Source organism: Clostridium tetanomorphum, from assembly GCF_017873215.1.
Classification (GTDB): Bacteria; Bacillota; Clostridia; order Clostridiales; family Clostridiaceae; genus Clostridium_AO; species Clostridium_AO tetanomorphum.
The window spans coordinates 1-15,920 of record NZ_JAGGKA010000003.1 but is presented as its reverse complement, the minus strand read 5'-3'; the positions used below and the strand labels follow the sequence as shown (position 1 = coordinate 15,920).

Genomic DNA, 15,920 nt, shown 5'->3' with positions numbered 1-15,920 from the left:
CTATGTTAACTCCTCTTTTAATACAACTCCTATTAATCCTGGCCCACTATGAACACCAGAAACAGGACTTATTTCTCCTCCTAAATAAGCTTCACTAACATTATCCATAGTTTTTATGGTTTCAAATAATTTATTACTCTCTTCTAGAGCATCTCCATGAACTACGCATATTTTACATTTCTTTTCCTTTAATATACCTTTTATTATTTCAATTAATCTATTTATTGATTGCTTTCTACCTCTTACTTTATCAAAAGTATAATATTTTCCGTCTTTCGCGTCAACTGATATTATAGGCTTTATATTCAAAAGCTCTCCAATAGTACCGGAAACTCTTCCTATTCTTCCACCTTTCTTTAAATATTCCAATGTTCCTACCACAAAAAATAAATTAATTCTCTTCTTTATATTAGGTATTTCATTTACTATTTCATCAAAACTCTTTCCATTCTTTATCATTTCACCACATTCTTCTACTATCATGCCTTCTCCTGCAGATATAGATTGAGAATCACAAACAAAAGTATTTATATTAGGATGATTATCACTAACTAATTTTACTGCGTTATAAATTCCTGATAATCCAGAAGATAAAGTTATTGCTATAGCGTGAGTAAATTTCTGTTCCTCAAGCTTATAAAATAGATCCTCCATATCCTGAATTGAAGGCAATGAAGAGGTAGGCACTTCTTTTTCGAAATTTCTATAAACTTCTTTAGGGCTTATTTCTAATTTATCTTTATATTCCCTATCCTTGTATATTATTCTAAATGGTAATACATTTACATTATACCTTTTTATTATATCTTCACTTAAATCTGCTGTAGTATCTGTAATTAAAGCGATTTTTTCCACTTTATATTTCCTCCTTATATGCAAATTGGTTTTCTTTAGCTAGTATTCCACACTATATATAAAATTATATCACCAAATAAATAATTATCAATAGTGATATGTATCACTATTGATATATATCACTATTGATATATGTTTAAAGATAAAAAACCACTGTAATATACTTATTATCAGTGGTTTAGTTAATATTTCAAGTTTTAAGTTTAAACTTAAAAGAACATCTAGGACAAGTTACCAATATGTTTCCTTTTCTTTTTGGCAATCTTAGCTTTTGGGAACAATTTGGGCATCTTATTATTAAAAAGTCTTTTTTTTCTTTTAACCTGCTTTTTAAACTTTCAATACCATCTTTTAAATTGTGGGAAAAACTATTCATATTAAAGTAATGCAAATAGTCCCTTATTTTTCTTATATAACTTTCATAAATTATTTCTTCTTTTGCTCTTCTATTAATATTTTTAGATCTAGTTCTCCAAAAAGAATAGATCATTAAAATCCCTCCTAGTATTTTTACATCATTGAATAAAGCTATAAATGCACCTATAATGAAAGTGGATTTGGATAACTTATCCCATCCATATATATTATTAGAATAGTTCATATTCATTTGTAAGACTACCTCCCTGCAGATAATTAACTATATTAAATATATATTATCACAAATACAAGTATATCTTTATTAAAGTTTTATAAATTTTTTGTGTATATAATTTTATACTAAAATCAATAAAAAGCCCTTACTTATAAGGACTTTTTATTGATAAAATTATATTTATTTTAAATTAATCTCTACAGCAGTTTTTCTGTTTATACTTTTTCCACCTATGGATTTTATATCCTGTATAACAAGATAATACCTTCCATTAAGATTTGCAGCTTCTTTTGGTATTAGTATTATTTTATTTCCTTCTTCAAATTTATAATCAATGTCTATATCTTTAAATGTATTATCTTGTAACAATTTTATTGTATCATTATTTACAGTTTGCTTATCTATATCTTTATTAAAGACAATACTAAACTTTGTATTATCTTTGCTTTTAACTAAAGTAGGAAACTTTTTAAAATCACTAAAATAAAAACCCATTGTATTTTTAAATATTTCTTTGTCTAATTTTTCCCATGTATTTTTTGACCCTAAATAAATATTGTTTGAATCTACATTGTCAATGATATGCTTAAAGGCTTTTAAGTACTCATTTCTTCTACATTTATTTAAATCAATTATAAACTCATTTCCATTTATTTTTACTTTTATCATATTACTATTATCTGCTTTATTTTTAGCTGAATATAATAATTCTGCTACCGCCAATGCATCAATATCTTTAGTATTAAAATCAGGAGTTATCCCAACTTTATGTATAGTATTTCCTTTAGGAGAATAAAAACTATGAGTAGTTAACTTTAATACTCCTCCATCTTCTAGAGGAAAAGTACTCTGCTGTACTCCTTTTCCAAAACTTTTTATACCAACAAAAAATGCCTTCTTATAATCCTTTACTGCTGCTGACAATATTTCTGAAGCAGAAGCAGTATAATCATTAATTAAAAATATAATAGGTTTATCTATTACATGTCCATGACCTATTCCTTTAAAGTCATATTCGTTTCCTGCCTTGTTCTTCATCTTTATAACAGTTTTTTCTCCTATAAAGTGTCCTGCTATATTATATGCTGAATTAGTATATCCACCTGTGTTATCTCTTAAATCTACAATAAATTTATCAACTTTCTTTTCTTCTAATTCATTTACTGCTTTTGAAAAAAGTTCTGGTGTCTCCATACCAAAAGATATTATTTTTATATAACCTATATGGTCATCAATTACTTTCCAGTTTACTGTTGGCAAATCTATTTCTCTTCTCTTTATAGTAAACTTTAAATTTTCCTCTCCTCTTAGTATTTCTAATTCTACTTTTGAGCCTTCTTCTCCCCTTAAATACTTTGCTGACTCTTCAAGCTTAAGTCCTTTAAGGCTATGTCCATCTACCCTAATAATTATATCTCCAGCTTTTAATCCTGCTTCTAAGGCTGGTGAACTATCCATAACGGATTTAACTTTTATGCCCTCTGAGTTTTCCTCATTATAAATTCCTATTCCACAAAAACTGTTGTTTATTGCATTAACAAAGCTTTTAAAATCTTCAGAAGAAAAATATTTAGTATAGGGATCATTTAGCCCTTTTACCATATCTTCTATATTATTAGAGTCTAAAACTTCCTTTGGAACTTCATTTACATATCCATTTTGTATTAAACTCCTAACTTGGTTTAATACATTATTGTTGTCAGCTTGTGCATAAACCTTTATACCATTTCCAATGGATATAATAAAAGTAAATATCAACATAAAGAAAAATGACTTAAAGAATTTATTATTTTTATGTTTTATCATATACCTTACCACCTTTCTAGCAAGATAATTATACCATAAAAATCCTGGAATTAATAAATTTATTAATTTAGGATTTTCGTAGTAATAATATTATTTTAATCTCCGTCAAATAGACTTCCTATATTAAAAATACTTCCTTCATCCTTATTTTTGCCTCCAATTGATGGTGCTGAAGAAAATATTCTATCTGCTAACCTACTAAATGGCAATGATTGTATCCAAACTTTTCCTGGACCTTTTACTGTAGCAAAAAATAATCCTTCTCCTCCAAAAAATGCAGATTTTATTCCTCCTACATATTCTATGTCATAGTGTACATCTCTAGACATTGCTACTAAACATCCTGTATCAATTCTAAGGATTTCTCCATAATTCAACTCTTTTTCAATTATAGTTCCACCAGCATGAATAAAAGTTAATCCATCACCTTCTAATTTTTGTAGAATAAATCCTTCTCCTCCAAAGAAGCCCACACCCAATTTCTTTCTAAAATCTATCCCAACTGAAACTCCCTTAGCAGCACATAAAAAAGCATCCTTTTGACAAATTATCTTTCCACCCATCATACTTAGATCTACAGATATTATTTTTCCTGGATAAGGAGCAGCAAAAGCTACTTTTTGCTTACCATATCCAGCATTAGTAAAAGCTGTCATGAACAAACTTTCTCCAGTAAGAACCCTTTTTCCTGCACCAAAAATCTTATCCATAAAACCACCACTGCTGGTATTTCGGCCATCTCCAAATATTGTTTCCATTTTTATACCTTCAGTCATCATCATCATAGCACCTGCTTCTGCTATAACTGTTTCCATTGGATCTAATTCTACTTCTACAACCTGCATATCATCTCCATATATTTTATAATCAACTTGATGTGAATTCATTTTGTTTCCCCCTCTCTTTATATAAAATTATTATATCAGAACTTATTATATTTTTATTTATATTTTTACAATAATCCTTAATATTATTTTAAAAAACTTCATTATTTGTACTTTGAAACTTAAAACACATGTTTGAAAACACATACTTGAACAAACTCCGAAACAAAATAAAAGCTAATATTATTATAGTTAACCAAAAAACTAACTTCATTGTAACCATCTCCAATCTAATTTATACTGTAATCCTAAAAATTTAGTATAGAAACTTGCCATTAATTAATACTATACATCTAACTTTCTTCTCAAAATGTAGGATGTAGCTGTAAAAAATATTGCTACAATACATATATCGAAAATAAATTGTGCTATATTGATATTAGAATTTAAATTTACTCCTGGAATATTCATTGTACTAATATAAATTGCTTGAGGAAATATTTCTAATAGTGCATCTGAAATTTTAACCATAACTATAGAAATTAAAATAAATACTATCCAAGGTCCTAATTTTGCAATTTTCATTTTCTTCTTAATAGCTGCCTTACTTAAAGCTATTGAAAAGTAAATGGTACATAAAATTCCTAAATAACCTACTATGTAATAAAATATAGAAAATAATATAAAATTTATATTTAGGTTACTTATTGCTTCATTTACCTTTATATCTAATTTTAAAACATTGTGATATAAAAATATCAAGTTTGTTATAGCTACTGCAAAATATTGAATAAGAGAAGAGATTAGTTTCGAAGTTAATAAAGAATTACTAGACACTGGTAGTGCATATATTAAATAAGATGTATTTTCATTTAAATCTTTGCTAAAATTTTTTATATTCCATATAAATGCTACTACCATAGTTGCAACAGTTAATATAGTACAAAAACCAGTTACCACAGGCCTTGGCCATGTACCAACTTTTGTAAGTAAAAATAAATTGGCTACTATAACAACCATTATTAACCCTATGGTTTCTTTCCAATATCCCTTAATTTCATACTTTATTAAATTTTTCATTATACAAATACCTCCCTATAAAGCTCATCTATAGATTTTCCTTCATTAGATCTTAATTCTTCTGCATTTCCAGATAAAACAATACTTCCATTAGCTATAAATAGCACCTCATCAAATAATCTTTCTATATCATTAACTAAGTGAGTCGTAATAAGCATAGAACTTTCTTCATTATAATTTTCGATTATAGTATTAAGTATTTTTTCTCTCGTAGTTGGATCAACTCCTCCTAATGGCTCATCTAATATATATAACTTAGCTTTTCTAGATAAAGTCAATGTTAGATTTAATTTTTCTGTCATACCTTTAGAAAGGGTTGTAACTTTGCTATTTTCATCTAAATTCATAAATTTTAATAATTCTTTTGCCTTTTCTTCGTTAAAATCCTTATAAAAATCCTTATAAAAAGCTATAGCGTCTTTTATTTTCATCCATTTATATAAAAATGGTTTATCCGGTAAATATGCAACTATAGATTTTGTATATACTCCTGGTTCTTTTCCGTCTATTAAAACCTGTCCTGAAGATTGTTTTAACAAACCTGCTAATATTTTTAATAAAGTGGTTTTGCCACTACCATTTGGTCCCAAAATTCCTACTATTTTTCCTTTAGTTATTTCTATATTTACTAAATTTAATGCTTTCTTTCCAAAATAACTTTTAGTTAAATTTTCAACTTTTAATAAATTATCCATTATTTTTATCCTCCTTTAATTTTTCTTCAATAATTTTTACTATTTCTTTTTCTGTAAATCCTATATTTTTCATCTTTTCTATAAATAAATCTATAACCTCTTTAGCCATATCTTTTTTTAATGCTTCTATCATTTTTTCATCCTCCTTAACAAAAGTTCCCATACCTCTTTGAGTATAAGTAACATTCTCCCTCTCTAATTCCTGGTAAGCTCTTTGTAAAGTATTTGGATTAACTTTAAGTAATGCTGACATATCTCTAACAGAAGGTAGTTTATCTCCTGGATTTAGCTTTCCTGAAATAATATTTTCTTTAATATAATTCATTATTTGAATATATATTGGAATTTTTTCATCAAATTTAATATTCATTTTTACCTCCTTATATATTGTTTTAGTGTACTATATACATAGTACACTAAAACAATATATAAGTCAACATTTTCTATAGATTTTTAATTTAACATTATTTATATAATTTGCATAAGATAATATGGTATAAATTTTAAATAGGAGTAACTATGGCGAATATAAATAAACAAACCTATGATTTTTCTACAGTTAAAGGAATAAGCTTGAATCAATTAAATCAACACTATAAGTTATATGAAGGGTATGTAAATAAACTAAATGAAATCTGGTCTATGCCAGTAGACGCTGAGTATTATGGCAAAGGAAATTCTACTTACAGTCCTATGCGCTGTCTAAAATTAGGAGAAAGTTATGCTTTAGACGGCGTTAAACTTCACGAATTATATTTCCAAAATATAGTAGAGGGAAATACCAAACCCTTTGGAGCTATATTAAATCTCATCATAAGAGATTTTAAAAGCTATGAAAACTTTTTAGCTTACTTAAAAAAAGTAGGCCTTTCCATGAGAGGATGGGCTGTACTTACTATAGACCCTTTAGATAATAAACTTCATATTATTGGTTCAGATGCTCATGATGTAGGTGCAATATGGATGTCATATCCTTTACTAGTAATGGATGTTTATGAACATGCATATATGATAGATTTTGGCATAGACAAAAGTAAATATATAGACAGGTTTATTGAAAACATAAATTGGTTAGTAGTAAATAATAGATTAGCTGAATATATGAATCTAACTAATTTAAAAAAGTATTGTAGAAACTTCTATTTTCCTTATTAATTTACATTAAAATGGAGCTGTTGCATTAAGAAATTTACATACAATATACTGTTTTGCAAGTTTAAAGTTAACACAATATATTGTAGAATTTATTCTTAGTGCCACAGCCCCATTTTTTTAAATTCTTCCTCTATAATATCTATTTTCTTTCATTTTTATAATAATATTGTCTGGTGTTTCAATGTCAAGCTTTATATCTTCAGGTACTTTTCCTGTCCAGAATAGCGTTAATACTAACTTATTTTTATTCTTAGGATTATTGCATATAAAAGCTCCTCTTATATCTTCATCTTTTATTCTAATATTTTTACCATTCACTTCATTTTTAGTTAATTTTATAGGTAAATCCTTTAGATTATCATTAAAGACCTTGTTGTTTTCAGGATTGCCCAAGAAAATTACATTATTATTTTTTATATCTTCCTCTTTTACTTCTTTATCTTCTTTAACAATAATTAAATTATCATCCACACCATATAAACTTTCTTTTATAGAATTATACAAATCATCTAATTTAGATTTTTCTTTAGAATCTATTATATTGGAAGGTTTTATTATAATTATTTTTTCGTCATTTAATCCTCTTAAAATAATACTTGTCATTGACATTCCTATGTCTTTTTCTTTTTTAGAAAAAGAAACTTTTTTTTCTTCTTTTCTTATCTTTTTATTATCTTCCTCATCTAATTCTAAATTTTTGGGAACATATTTATCTCCATTTAGTGCCTTTTTTATATGTTCTTTTATATCTTTACCACTTTTCTCTTCAATTACTTGTAAAAATCCTTCTATAGTTGAATTTTTAAATTTGAATTTTTTAAAGTATTCCTGCATTATTTCTCTAAATTTCTCTTCCCCTACTCTATTCCTTAAATCTTCTAATACCAAAGCTCCTTTTTTATAAATAGCAGTATTATACTCATACATCTCTTTAAAGTTATCCACTGAGGATGCAATCTTTTTAGGTTCTATATTGGACATTTCATCAATATATACATATATTTCTCTTAAATCTCTCTTTATAGCTTTTGATGAGTATTCCCCTTGTGTTTTTTCAAAGTAATATGCTGTAGAAAAAGAAGTAAATGATTCGTCTAAAAATGGTTCCTTAAATTCATTATTTCCAACTGTTACATACCACCATTGATGACCTACTTCATGTACTGCTGCCTCTAATAAGAAAGGAATATCCTCCATTTCTAACATAAAATCTTCATATTTGCCCATCTGTATAATTTGGGGATATTCCATAGCTCCACCTGCTAAATAAGTCTCCATTATATCCAATTCTTCATAAGGATATTTACCAAATTCATGACTAAAAAATTTCACAGCATCTACAGCTATGTTCAATATTTGTTCTGCACATTTTGATTGTCCTTTAGAATCCTTATCTTTTATATAGTAACTATTTACCTTAATGCCATCTATCTCTTTAGACATTACTCCAAAATGTGGACTCATAATTACAACAAAGTCTCTTACATTTTCTGCTGTTAATATAACTGTCTTTTCATCTTTTTTTATTTCATCTTCCTTTTCTTTTCCAGTAGATGCAACTATAAAATTCTTTGGAACTTTAATCTTTACATTATAATTAGCCACATCACTATAGTTAGATTCCCCTATTTTATGAAATGGATTTTCATCCCATTTATCTTCTTTTTCATTATACATAGACAATATAGGATACCAGTTAGTAAGTGAATATACTTCATTGGTATATCCAAGTCTTCCTGTTCCCATAGGAATCTTTAATTTGAACTCTATATAAACTTGAATCTTCTCATTTTTCTTTAAGGTTTCATTTAGATTTATCTTTAATATTTGACTATTTTCAGTGTATTTAGCTTCTTTGCCATCTACAAGAACTTTGTTTATCTTTATATCTCCTATTTCTTCTTTAGTTATTTTTTCATCTTGTTTTTTAGGTCTTGTAAATAAAGGTTGAGTATCATAGTCATTATAGGAATCTGCATATAAATGAAATACTATTTGCCCTATTTCTTTATTTAAATTATTTGTAACAACTACGTTTTCTACTCCATCTAGTGCTTTTTCTTTTTGATTAAATATTAAATCCATATTGTACTGTACCGAAAGTCCTTCTGCTTTTACTACTACGCTTTTAAATGAAAAAACAATTAAAAATGCAATAAATAAAGCATTGATTTTTTTCAAATTTTTAATTTTCATAACTTTTGCCCACTTTAAGAGCTATCCCCCCTTTTCTATTTGCTAACTTTTCACCATAATTATAACACATTTTGAAACTTTATTAAAATTATTACAAAATTAAACTTACATTTTAAATACATCTATTTTATTTTTCATATCCTTTATAGCTTCTGAAAAATAATGTATAGAGTTCACTACTTTTTCTGATGATAAATACATCTCCTGTGATAAGGCTGCAATCTCTTCTGATGAAGCTGATACCTCTTCAAACTCTTCTTTCATGGTACCTGTATTTAAAAACCAGCTCATTAGTATCTTTATATATGCTCTGAGTTAAATTATAAATATTATCTCAAGATTTTTTGCTTTCTTCTGCTAACTTTCTTATTTGATCTACTACTACAGCAAAACCTTTACCTTCTTCTCCTGCCCTTGCAGCTTCAATAGCTGCATTTAAAGCTAATAAATTGGTTTGCTGTGATATGCTATTTATTGTATCCGTTATTTCATTTATTTTTTTACTCTATCATCTAAATTTGAAACTTTTGATATAACTGTTGCTAAAGAATTGTTTATTGACTCATATAACTGTTCTAATTCCTTCTCACTAACTTCAGCCTTATTATTTATATCTCTTACATTAACATCTACATTTTTAATAGATTTCACAATATTATCAAGTTCTTCACTAAAATAATTCAATATGCTTGATATATCTACCAATTCATCAGCTTGACTTCCTGTTCCTTTAGCTATGTCCTGTATAGCCTGTGATACATTTTGTGATGATGGTATCATTTCTTTAGATACAGCTGACAATTCTCGAGAATTTTCTTCTATATTTTCTGAGCTATCTTTTATATTATTTATTAATGATTTAATATTTTCTATAGTTAAATTTAACGCGTCACCAATATCCTTTATTTCATACTTAGAATTAACTAATCATCTTTGTGTTAAATCTCCTAAAGCTACAACATTTAATGTATTTAATATATTTTTTATATTATTTACTAATTTATTAGTTCTTATTTATTAGTTCTTATGTTAGCTAAAAGTATAAATATAGAAAGTATTGTTAATGTTAGAATAACAATTTCAATTGGCTATTTTTCCATTATCTATTACATTGGTAGCTATTCTCTTTTCCCTTAAAAATATTGTAGTTGCTGCATCTGTGTTATTCTTTATTTCATCAACAAACTCAGTATCTTTATTTAATAACTTTTCTCCCTTATATAGTTTGTCTCCAACAACTTTCCACTCTCCAAGATACTTTTATTCTACATTTTTATAGGAATCCATGCATTTTTCTCAATAAAACATTAAAATATATTAATATGATATAATGACTTATCTAGAAGCTTAACATCTTATATGATACCTAATAAATATAGATCATAAAGCTTATGTTAGTGCTACATTATAAAATAACAATTAAGGAGGAAGAAAATGAAGGTTGTTTGTTTAGGAGATAGTCTTACTTACGGCTATGGTGTTTATCCTGATGAAAATTGGTGCTATATTATAAAAAAACATTTTAACATAGATTTAGTCAATAAAGGTGTAAATGGAGATACCTCCGCTGGTATGCTTTTCAGATCATTTTCTGATATTATAAATATTTCTCCTTCTCATGCCATTATTATGGGAGGAACCAATGATTTATTAATGGGATATAGTATAGATACTATAATAGACAATATGTCATCCCTCCTAATGGAAATTAAAGATAAAGGCATAATTCCCTATCTAGGTATTCAACCTCCTACTAATGAGTATCTAGCAAAAAAATTCTGGGATGGAACTATAGATTATTCTCAAGTGAATAATAATATAAGTATTTATAGAAATGAGATGATTAAATTTACTAATAAATTTAATATTAATTATTTTGATTTTTACAATGAATTCATAAACAATATAAGAAATTTAAACTATTTATTTATGGATGGTATTCATCCTTCGAAAAAAGGGCATGAACTTATGGCTAAAATTATTAAGTTTTAATTATTATTTTAAATAAATAAATTTTATGAGTTTTTGATAAAAATTTAACAAAAAACTATTTGATTTTATATGAAAACGTGATAAAATGTTTTCGTCGGTATTCTTATGGAACTGAACGCTTATTACTTTAATAAGAAAGTTCCGAATTATATCCTTAAAAGGAATAAGAACGGAGGTCATTATTTTGGAAAAAAAATTAAAAAGTTCAACAGGATTGAACACAAGGCAAATGGCTATCATAGGAATGTTATCAGCCATTTCTATTCTACTAGGTGTATCTGGATTAGGATTTATACCAATTCCACCAGTAAAAGCTACTATAATGCATATTCCTGTTATCATTGGTTCAATACTTGAAGGTCCAGTGGTAGGTGGAATGATTGGGTTAATTTTTGGTTTATTTAGCGTTATACAAGCTATGACAAACCCTACACCTTTATTTTTTGTTTTTATAAATCCAGTAGTATCCGTACTTCCTAGAATTCTTATAGGTATTGTATCCTACTATTGTTACAATATGATTAGAGGAAAGCATACATCTATAAAAATTGGCATAGGAGCAGCTATTGGTTCTCTTACAAACACTTTTGGTGTTTTAGGATTAATGTACTTATTATATGTTGAAAGATATGCTAAAGTTTTTAACATAAGTGTTTCTGCTGCTAAAAAAGGTATAATTGCTATTGGTTTCACCAATGGATTACCTGAAGCTGCAATTTCTGTTTTAATTACAATTCCTGTAGTTATAGCAGTAAAAAAACTTAAAAAATAAATTTCATCTCCTGGCTTTTTGTCAGGAGATTTTTGCAAATTTACAATCTTTTTAAAAGGAGAGTTAAATTATGAAAGAAATAAAATTCATAGATATAGATGGAATTAAAGTTGGGCATGCCCAAGATTTTGAAGCTGGTACCGGCTGTTCCGTTGTTTTATGTAAAGATGGTGCTTCTGCTGGAGTAGACGTACGTGGAGGTGCTCCTGGTACTAGGGAAACAGACCTTTTAAATCCAGTTAATTTAGTGCAAAAAGTTCACGGAATAGTATTATCTGGTGGCAGTGCTTTTGGATTAGATGCTGCTAGTGGAGTAATGCAATACTTAGAAGAACGAGAAATAGGATTTGATGTTAACGTTGCTAAAGTTCCTATTGTTCCTTCTGCAGTTCTTTTTGATTTAACTGTAGGTAATAGTAAAATTAGACCAAATAAAGAAATGGGTTACAATGCTTGCTTAAATTCAGAACATAATGAAGGAGATTTGCAAGGAAATATAGGTGCTGGTACCGGTGCTACTGTTGGAAAATTTCTAGGTCCCAAACATTCAATGAAAGGTGGTCTTGGAAGTTATTGTCTTCAAATAGGAGATTTAAAAATAGGAGCATTGATTGCTGTAAATTGCTTAGGAGATGTTATAGATCCTGAAAGTGGGAAAATACTAGCTGGAGCTTTAAAAGAAGATAATTCTTTTGCTAATACTGAGGAAATTATGATTAAAAATTATAGTGAAAAGAAAAATGTATTTTCCGGTAATACATCTATTGGGATAGTTGCTACTAATGCCATTCTTACGAAATCTGAAGCCAATAAAATAGCTTCTATGGCTCATAATGGCTATGGAAGAACTATGAGACCAGCTCATTCTACCTTTGATGGCGATACTATATTTACCATGGCTACTGGAAAAGTTACAGCTGATATAAATGTAATAGGCTTACTTGCAGCTAAAGTAGTAGAAAAAGCTGTAGTTAATGCAATACTAAATGCTTCCACTATGTATGGTCATATTTCTTATAGTGATTTATATAATTTTTATAATTGCTAAACCCATATATTTTTATAAACTTATAGAATACTTATAATTAAAATAATAGTTGGGGATTGAAAAGGTCCCCAACTATTATTTTAACATTGACTTAATTATGAATTAGTTATTACTGCTATAACTGTTTCAGGATCCTTAAGTAATTTTATAGAAGGATCTAAATTTAAATCTTTTATCTTAATTTCTTCACCAAACTTCATATTGTTAACTTCTATTTCTACCTTATTAGGAATTTTTGAAGAATCTCCTTCAACTTCCACATCACTATTATATACTTGAATATATAAATCTCTATTCTTTAATAAATCCTTTCCTAAAAAATCTACTGGAACAGTCCATTTAACATTCTCTTTTTCTGTAATAGCTTGAATATCTATATGGATAATCTCTGTTGTAGCAAGATCTCTTTCTACTTCTTTAATTATCCCCTGTTTTTTCTCATTATTTAATAGAAAATTTATTTTTGCTTTTTCTCCTTTTTCCTTAAGAAAGTTTAACAATTTGTTTCTTTCAAATTTTACAGGCATATTTTTAACATCTTTTCCATAAACAACTCCTGGTATAAATCCCTCTCTTCTTGCAATTCTTGCTTTTTCACTTCTTGCAAATGCATTAATTGTTCCTTCCATAATAAAACCTCCTTAGTAAGTCTTTACTTCTTAAATTATAACACATTATTGGAATTATTATGATGTTTTATAATATTGTTTACATTTTTGTAATATTGTTTACAGTTAATTTATATTATATTTAAAATTTTATGATTATTTTACCGATTATATATTTATACAAATAATTTACATTTCTATGTATATAAATTTCTATAATTTTAATATATACTATAAATTATAATAGTATATAAAATTTAACTATTGGCTCTTTAAAATAATATGTATAAATTATAAACTTTGAGGTGATGTTACAATGAATACGGAAAATCCTTCTATAATATTAGAAAAACAACGTAAATTTTTTAAAAGTAATAGAACTTTAGATATAAACTTTAGAATAAATGTACTGAAAAAGCTAAAGAATATAATTATAGAAAATGATGAGCTAATTTATAAAGCTCTTAAAAAGGATCTTAATAAATCTAAATTTGAAAGCTATATAAGTGAAGTGGGCTTTGTTATTAGCGAAATAAATTATACTATAAGAAATATTAAAAGTTGGAGTAAAGTAGAAAAAGTTAAAACTCCTTTAATGCATTTTCCTTCAAAAAGCTACATATTGAAAGAGCCTTATGGTTCTGTTTTAATTATTGCTCCATGGAATTATCCTTTTCAACTAATATTTGCTCCTTTAATAGGAGCTATAGCTGCAGGTAATTGTATTTTCTTAAAACCTTCTGAGTTATCTCCTAATATATCTAACCTTATTACAGATTTAATAAATAAGAATTTTGGAAAAGATTATATCTATTGCCTTCAAGGTGGTATTAATGAAACCTCCTCTCTTCTATCTTTGAAATGGGATTATATATTTTTTACAGGAAGTATTCAAATAGGAAAAATAATCATGGAAAAAGCCTCAAAAAACTTAACTCCTGTAACCTTAGAGTTAGGAGGTAAAAGCCCTTGTATAGTTGATAAAAATGTAAATTTAAAAATTGCTGCTAAAAGAATTGTTTGGGGTAAGTTTTTTAACTGTGGTCAAACCTGTGTTGCACCGGATTATCTCTTTGTGCAAGAAGATATTGTAAAAAACTTTATTTCTTTATTAAAAAAAGAAATCTTAAATTTTTATGGAAAAGACCCTAAACTTAGCCCTTATTATGGTAAAATTATTAATGAAAGACACTTCTATAGACTTAGTAATTATTTAAAAGATGGAACTATAATCTTTGGAGGAGATACAAATATAGATAAATTATATATATCTCCTACATTAATGATAGGAAGCTCCATGAATTCAACTATTATGTTAGAAGAAATCTTTGGACCGATTTTCCCGATATTTAAATATAAAAATTTAAATGAAGTTTTGAACTTTGTAAATAGTAGACCTAAGCCTTTGTCATTATACTTTTTCTCTTTAGATAAAAATAACATAAATATTATTCTAAAAGGCACTTCTTCTGGAAGTGTATGCATTAACGAAACTCTTTCTCAAATTTCAACTCCTTATTTGCCTTTTGGTGGAATAGATACTAGTGGTTTAGGTAAATATCATGGTAAATGGAGTTATCTAAGCTTTACCCATGAAAAGTCTGTAATGGAAAAAAATTTTTTATTTGACTTAAGCTTAAAATATCCACCTTATACTTTTCCTATTAAAGTTTTAAGGAAGGTATTCGAATGAATTAATCAGAGCCTAAGTTAATATAAACATTAATTATTTATTGTAAAATTTGTTGAATAATAGTAAAATATAAATAATAGCTCTTAAAAATTTATATGATAGTATAAAATATAGTAATAAGAATACATTATGTATATAATGATTATTATATAATGTAAAATAAAGAAACCAAAGGAGGATTAAACGAATATGAAAAGAAAAAATAATACTTTAGGCAAAGTTGCTATGATAACCGCTGTAGCAGGATTGGGAGCATATGTATATAAAAAATTTATGAATAAAAATAATGACAATAATGAAATTATAGACAGAGGTGTAGTTGAAGTTGAAGATTTAGATGATATTTCTTCTGAATGTGCTGCTGAAAATTCTGTAGACGGTAACAAAGACTCTAATTGCTGTTGTAACTCTTCAGAAAATGAATCAAGCTTTGAAATAAATTTAAATGATTTAAAAGATGACTCTAAGTCAGATGCAGAAATGAAAAAATAAATATCCACCAGCTAAGCGAGGCCACTGAAAAAGCTATGCTTTTTCTCTTGATATCGAATTAAGCAGATAAATGAGCACGAAGTATTCTATAATTTCTAAGAATACTTCGTGC

18 protein-coding genes and 1 pseudogene are annotated in these 15,920 nt (G+C 27.1%); 6 read left to right on the top strand and 13 right to left on the bottom strand.

The features are described from left to right. The 7 genes from J2Z24_RS03610 to J2Z24_RS03580 form a co-directional block, all read right to left on the bottom strand. Complete coding sequence (locus tag J2Z24_RS03610; RefSeq protein ID WP_035145261.1) at positions 1-855, bottom strand: DegV family protein; 855 nt, start codon at positions 853-855, stop codon at positions 1-3. Positions 856-1,045: 190 nt separating this feature from the next. Next, entirely contained in the window at positions 1,046-1,462 is a 417-nt protein-coding gene (locus J2Z24_RS03605) for a zinc ribbon domain-containing protein (protein WP_111947536.1), read from the bottom strand. A gap of 165 nt (positions 1,463-1,627) precedes the next feature. Beyond that, on the bottom strand, positions 1,628-3,253 hold the full coding sequence (locus J2Z24_RS03600) for a S41 family peptidase (protein ID WP_051593130.1): 1,626 nt from the start codon (positions 3,251-3,253) through the stop codon (positions 1,628-1,630). 95 nt (positions 3,254-3,348) lie between these two features. Next, positions 3,349-4,140, bottom strand: a complete 792-nt coding sequence (locus J2Z24_RS03595; RefSeq protein ID WP_035145266.1) for a TIGR00266 family protein — start codon at positions 4,138-4,140, stop codon at positions 3,349-3,351. Positions 4,141-4,422: 282 nt separating this feature from the next. After that, a complete protein-coding gene (locus tag J2Z24_RS03590; RefSeq protein ID WP_035145268.1) occupies positions 4,423-5,157 on the bottom strand; it encodes a hypothetical protein in 735 nt (244 codons plus the stop codon). Then, positions 5,157-5,852, bottom strand: a complete 696-nt coding sequence (locus tag J2Z24_RS03585) for an ABC transporter ATP-binding protein (protein ID WP_035145270.1) — start codon at positions 5,850-5,852, stop codon at positions 5,157-5,159. Before J2Z24_RS03585 ends, J2Z24_RS03590 begins: the two co-directional genes overlap by 1 nt. Beyond that, a complete protein-coding gene (locus J2Z24_RS03580) occupies positions 5,845-6,222 on the bottom strand; it encodes a GntR family transcriptional regulator (RefSeq protein ID WP_035145272.1) in 378 nt (125 codons plus the stop codon). Before J2Z24_RS03580 ends, J2Z24_RS03585 begins: the two co-directional genes overlap by 8 nt. A gap of 149 nt (positions 6,223-6,371) precedes the next feature. Here J2Z24_RS03580 and J2Z24_RS03575 point away from each other — a divergent pair, with 149 nt between their 5' ends. Continuing rightward, complete coding sequence (locus J2Z24_RS03575; RefSeq protein WP_035145273.1) at positions 6,372-7,007, top strand: superoxide dismutase; 636 nt, start codon at positions 6,372-6,374, stop codon at positions 7,005-7,007. 117 nt (positions 7,008-7,124) lie between these two features. Here J2Z24_RS03575 and J2Z24_RS03570 read toward each other — a convergent pair whose 3' ends face one another. From J2Z24_RS03570 to J2Z24_RS21880, 5 genes and pseudogenes are all read right to left on the bottom strand, one after another. Beyond that, positions 7,125-9,203 carry a M1 family metallopeptidase gene (locus J2Z24_RS03570; protein WP_051593131.1) on the bottom strand — a complete coding sequence of 693 codons (2,079 nt, stop codon included), beginning with the start codon at positions 9,201-9,203 and terminating at the stop codon, positions 7,125-7,127. A gap of 105 nt (positions 9,204-9,308) precedes the next feature. Continuing rightward, entirely contained in the window at positions 9,309-9,494 is a 186-nt protein-coding gene (locus J2Z24_RS03565; protein ID WP_051593132.1) for a hypothetical protein, read from the bottom strand. A 43-nt stretch (positions 9,495-9,537) separates the two neighbouring features. Further along, positions 9,538-9,669, bottom strand: a complete 132-nt coding sequence (locus J2Z24_RS21575) for a methyl-accepting chemotaxis protein (protein WP_278320937.1) — start codon at positions 9,667-9,669, stop codon at positions 9,538-9,540. 26 nt (positions 9,670-9,695) lie between these two features. Next, positions 9,696-10,004 (bottom strand): hypothetical protein, encoded by a 309-nt coding sequence (locus J2Z24_RS03555; protein ID WP_051593133.1) that lies wholly within the window; start codon positions 10,002-10,004, stop codon positions 9,696-9,698. 279 nt (positions 10,005-10,283) lie between these two features. Continuing rightward, a pseudogene (locus J2Z24_RS21880) lies at positions 10,284-10,397 on the bottom strand (cache domain-containing protein); the annotation flags it as partial. A gap of 240 nt (positions 10,398-10,637) precedes the next feature. On the opposite strand from J2Z24_RS21880, the gene J2Z24_RS03545 reads away from it, so the two are divergent. From J2Z24_RS03545 to J2Z24_RS03535, 3 genes are all read left to right on the top strand, one after another. After that, complete coding sequence (locus J2Z24_RS03545; protein ID WP_035145276.1) at positions 10,638-11,195, top strand: GDSL-type esterase/lipase family protein; 558 nt, start codon at positions 10,638-10,640, stop codon at positions 11,193-11,195. Between the two features lie 184 nt (positions 11,196-11,379). After that, complete coding sequence (locus J2Z24_RS03540; RefSeq protein ID WP_035145277.1) at positions 11,380-11,967, top strand: ECF transporter S component; 588 nt, start codon at positions 11,380-11,382, stop codon at positions 11,965-11,967. Between the two features lie 70 nt (positions 11,968-12,037). Next, entirely contained in the window at positions 12,038-13,015 is a 978-nt protein-coding gene (locus J2Z24_RS03535) for a P1 family peptidase (RefSeq protein ID WP_035145280.1), read from the top strand. A 95-nt stretch (positions 13,016-13,110) separates the two neighbouring features. Here the strand turns inward: J2Z24_RS03535 and J2Z24_RS03530 are convergent, their stop codons facing one another. Further along, positions 13,111-13,644, bottom strand: a complete 534-nt coding sequence (locus J2Z24_RS03530) for a 50S ribosomal protein L25 (protein WP_035145282.1) — start codon at positions 13,642-13,644, stop codon at positions 13,111-13,113. 295 nt (positions 13,645-13,939) lie between these two features. Here J2Z24_RS03530 and J2Z24_RS03525 point away from each other — a divergent pair, with 295 nt between their 5' ends. Continuing rightward, positions 13,940-15,316 (top strand): aldehyde dehydrogenase, encoded by a 1,377-nt coding sequence (locus tag J2Z24_RS03525; RefSeq protein WP_035145283.1) that lies wholly within the window; start codon positions 13,940-13,942, stop codon positions 15,314-15,316. A gap of 189 nt (positions 15,317-15,505) precedes the next feature. After that, a complete protein-coding gene (locus tag J2Z24_RS03520) occupies positions 15,506-15,808 on the top strand; it encodes a hypothetical protein (RefSeq protein WP_035145285.1) in 303 nt (100 codons plus the stop codon). The last annotated feature ends 112 nt before the right edge of the window (positions 15,809-15,920 follow it).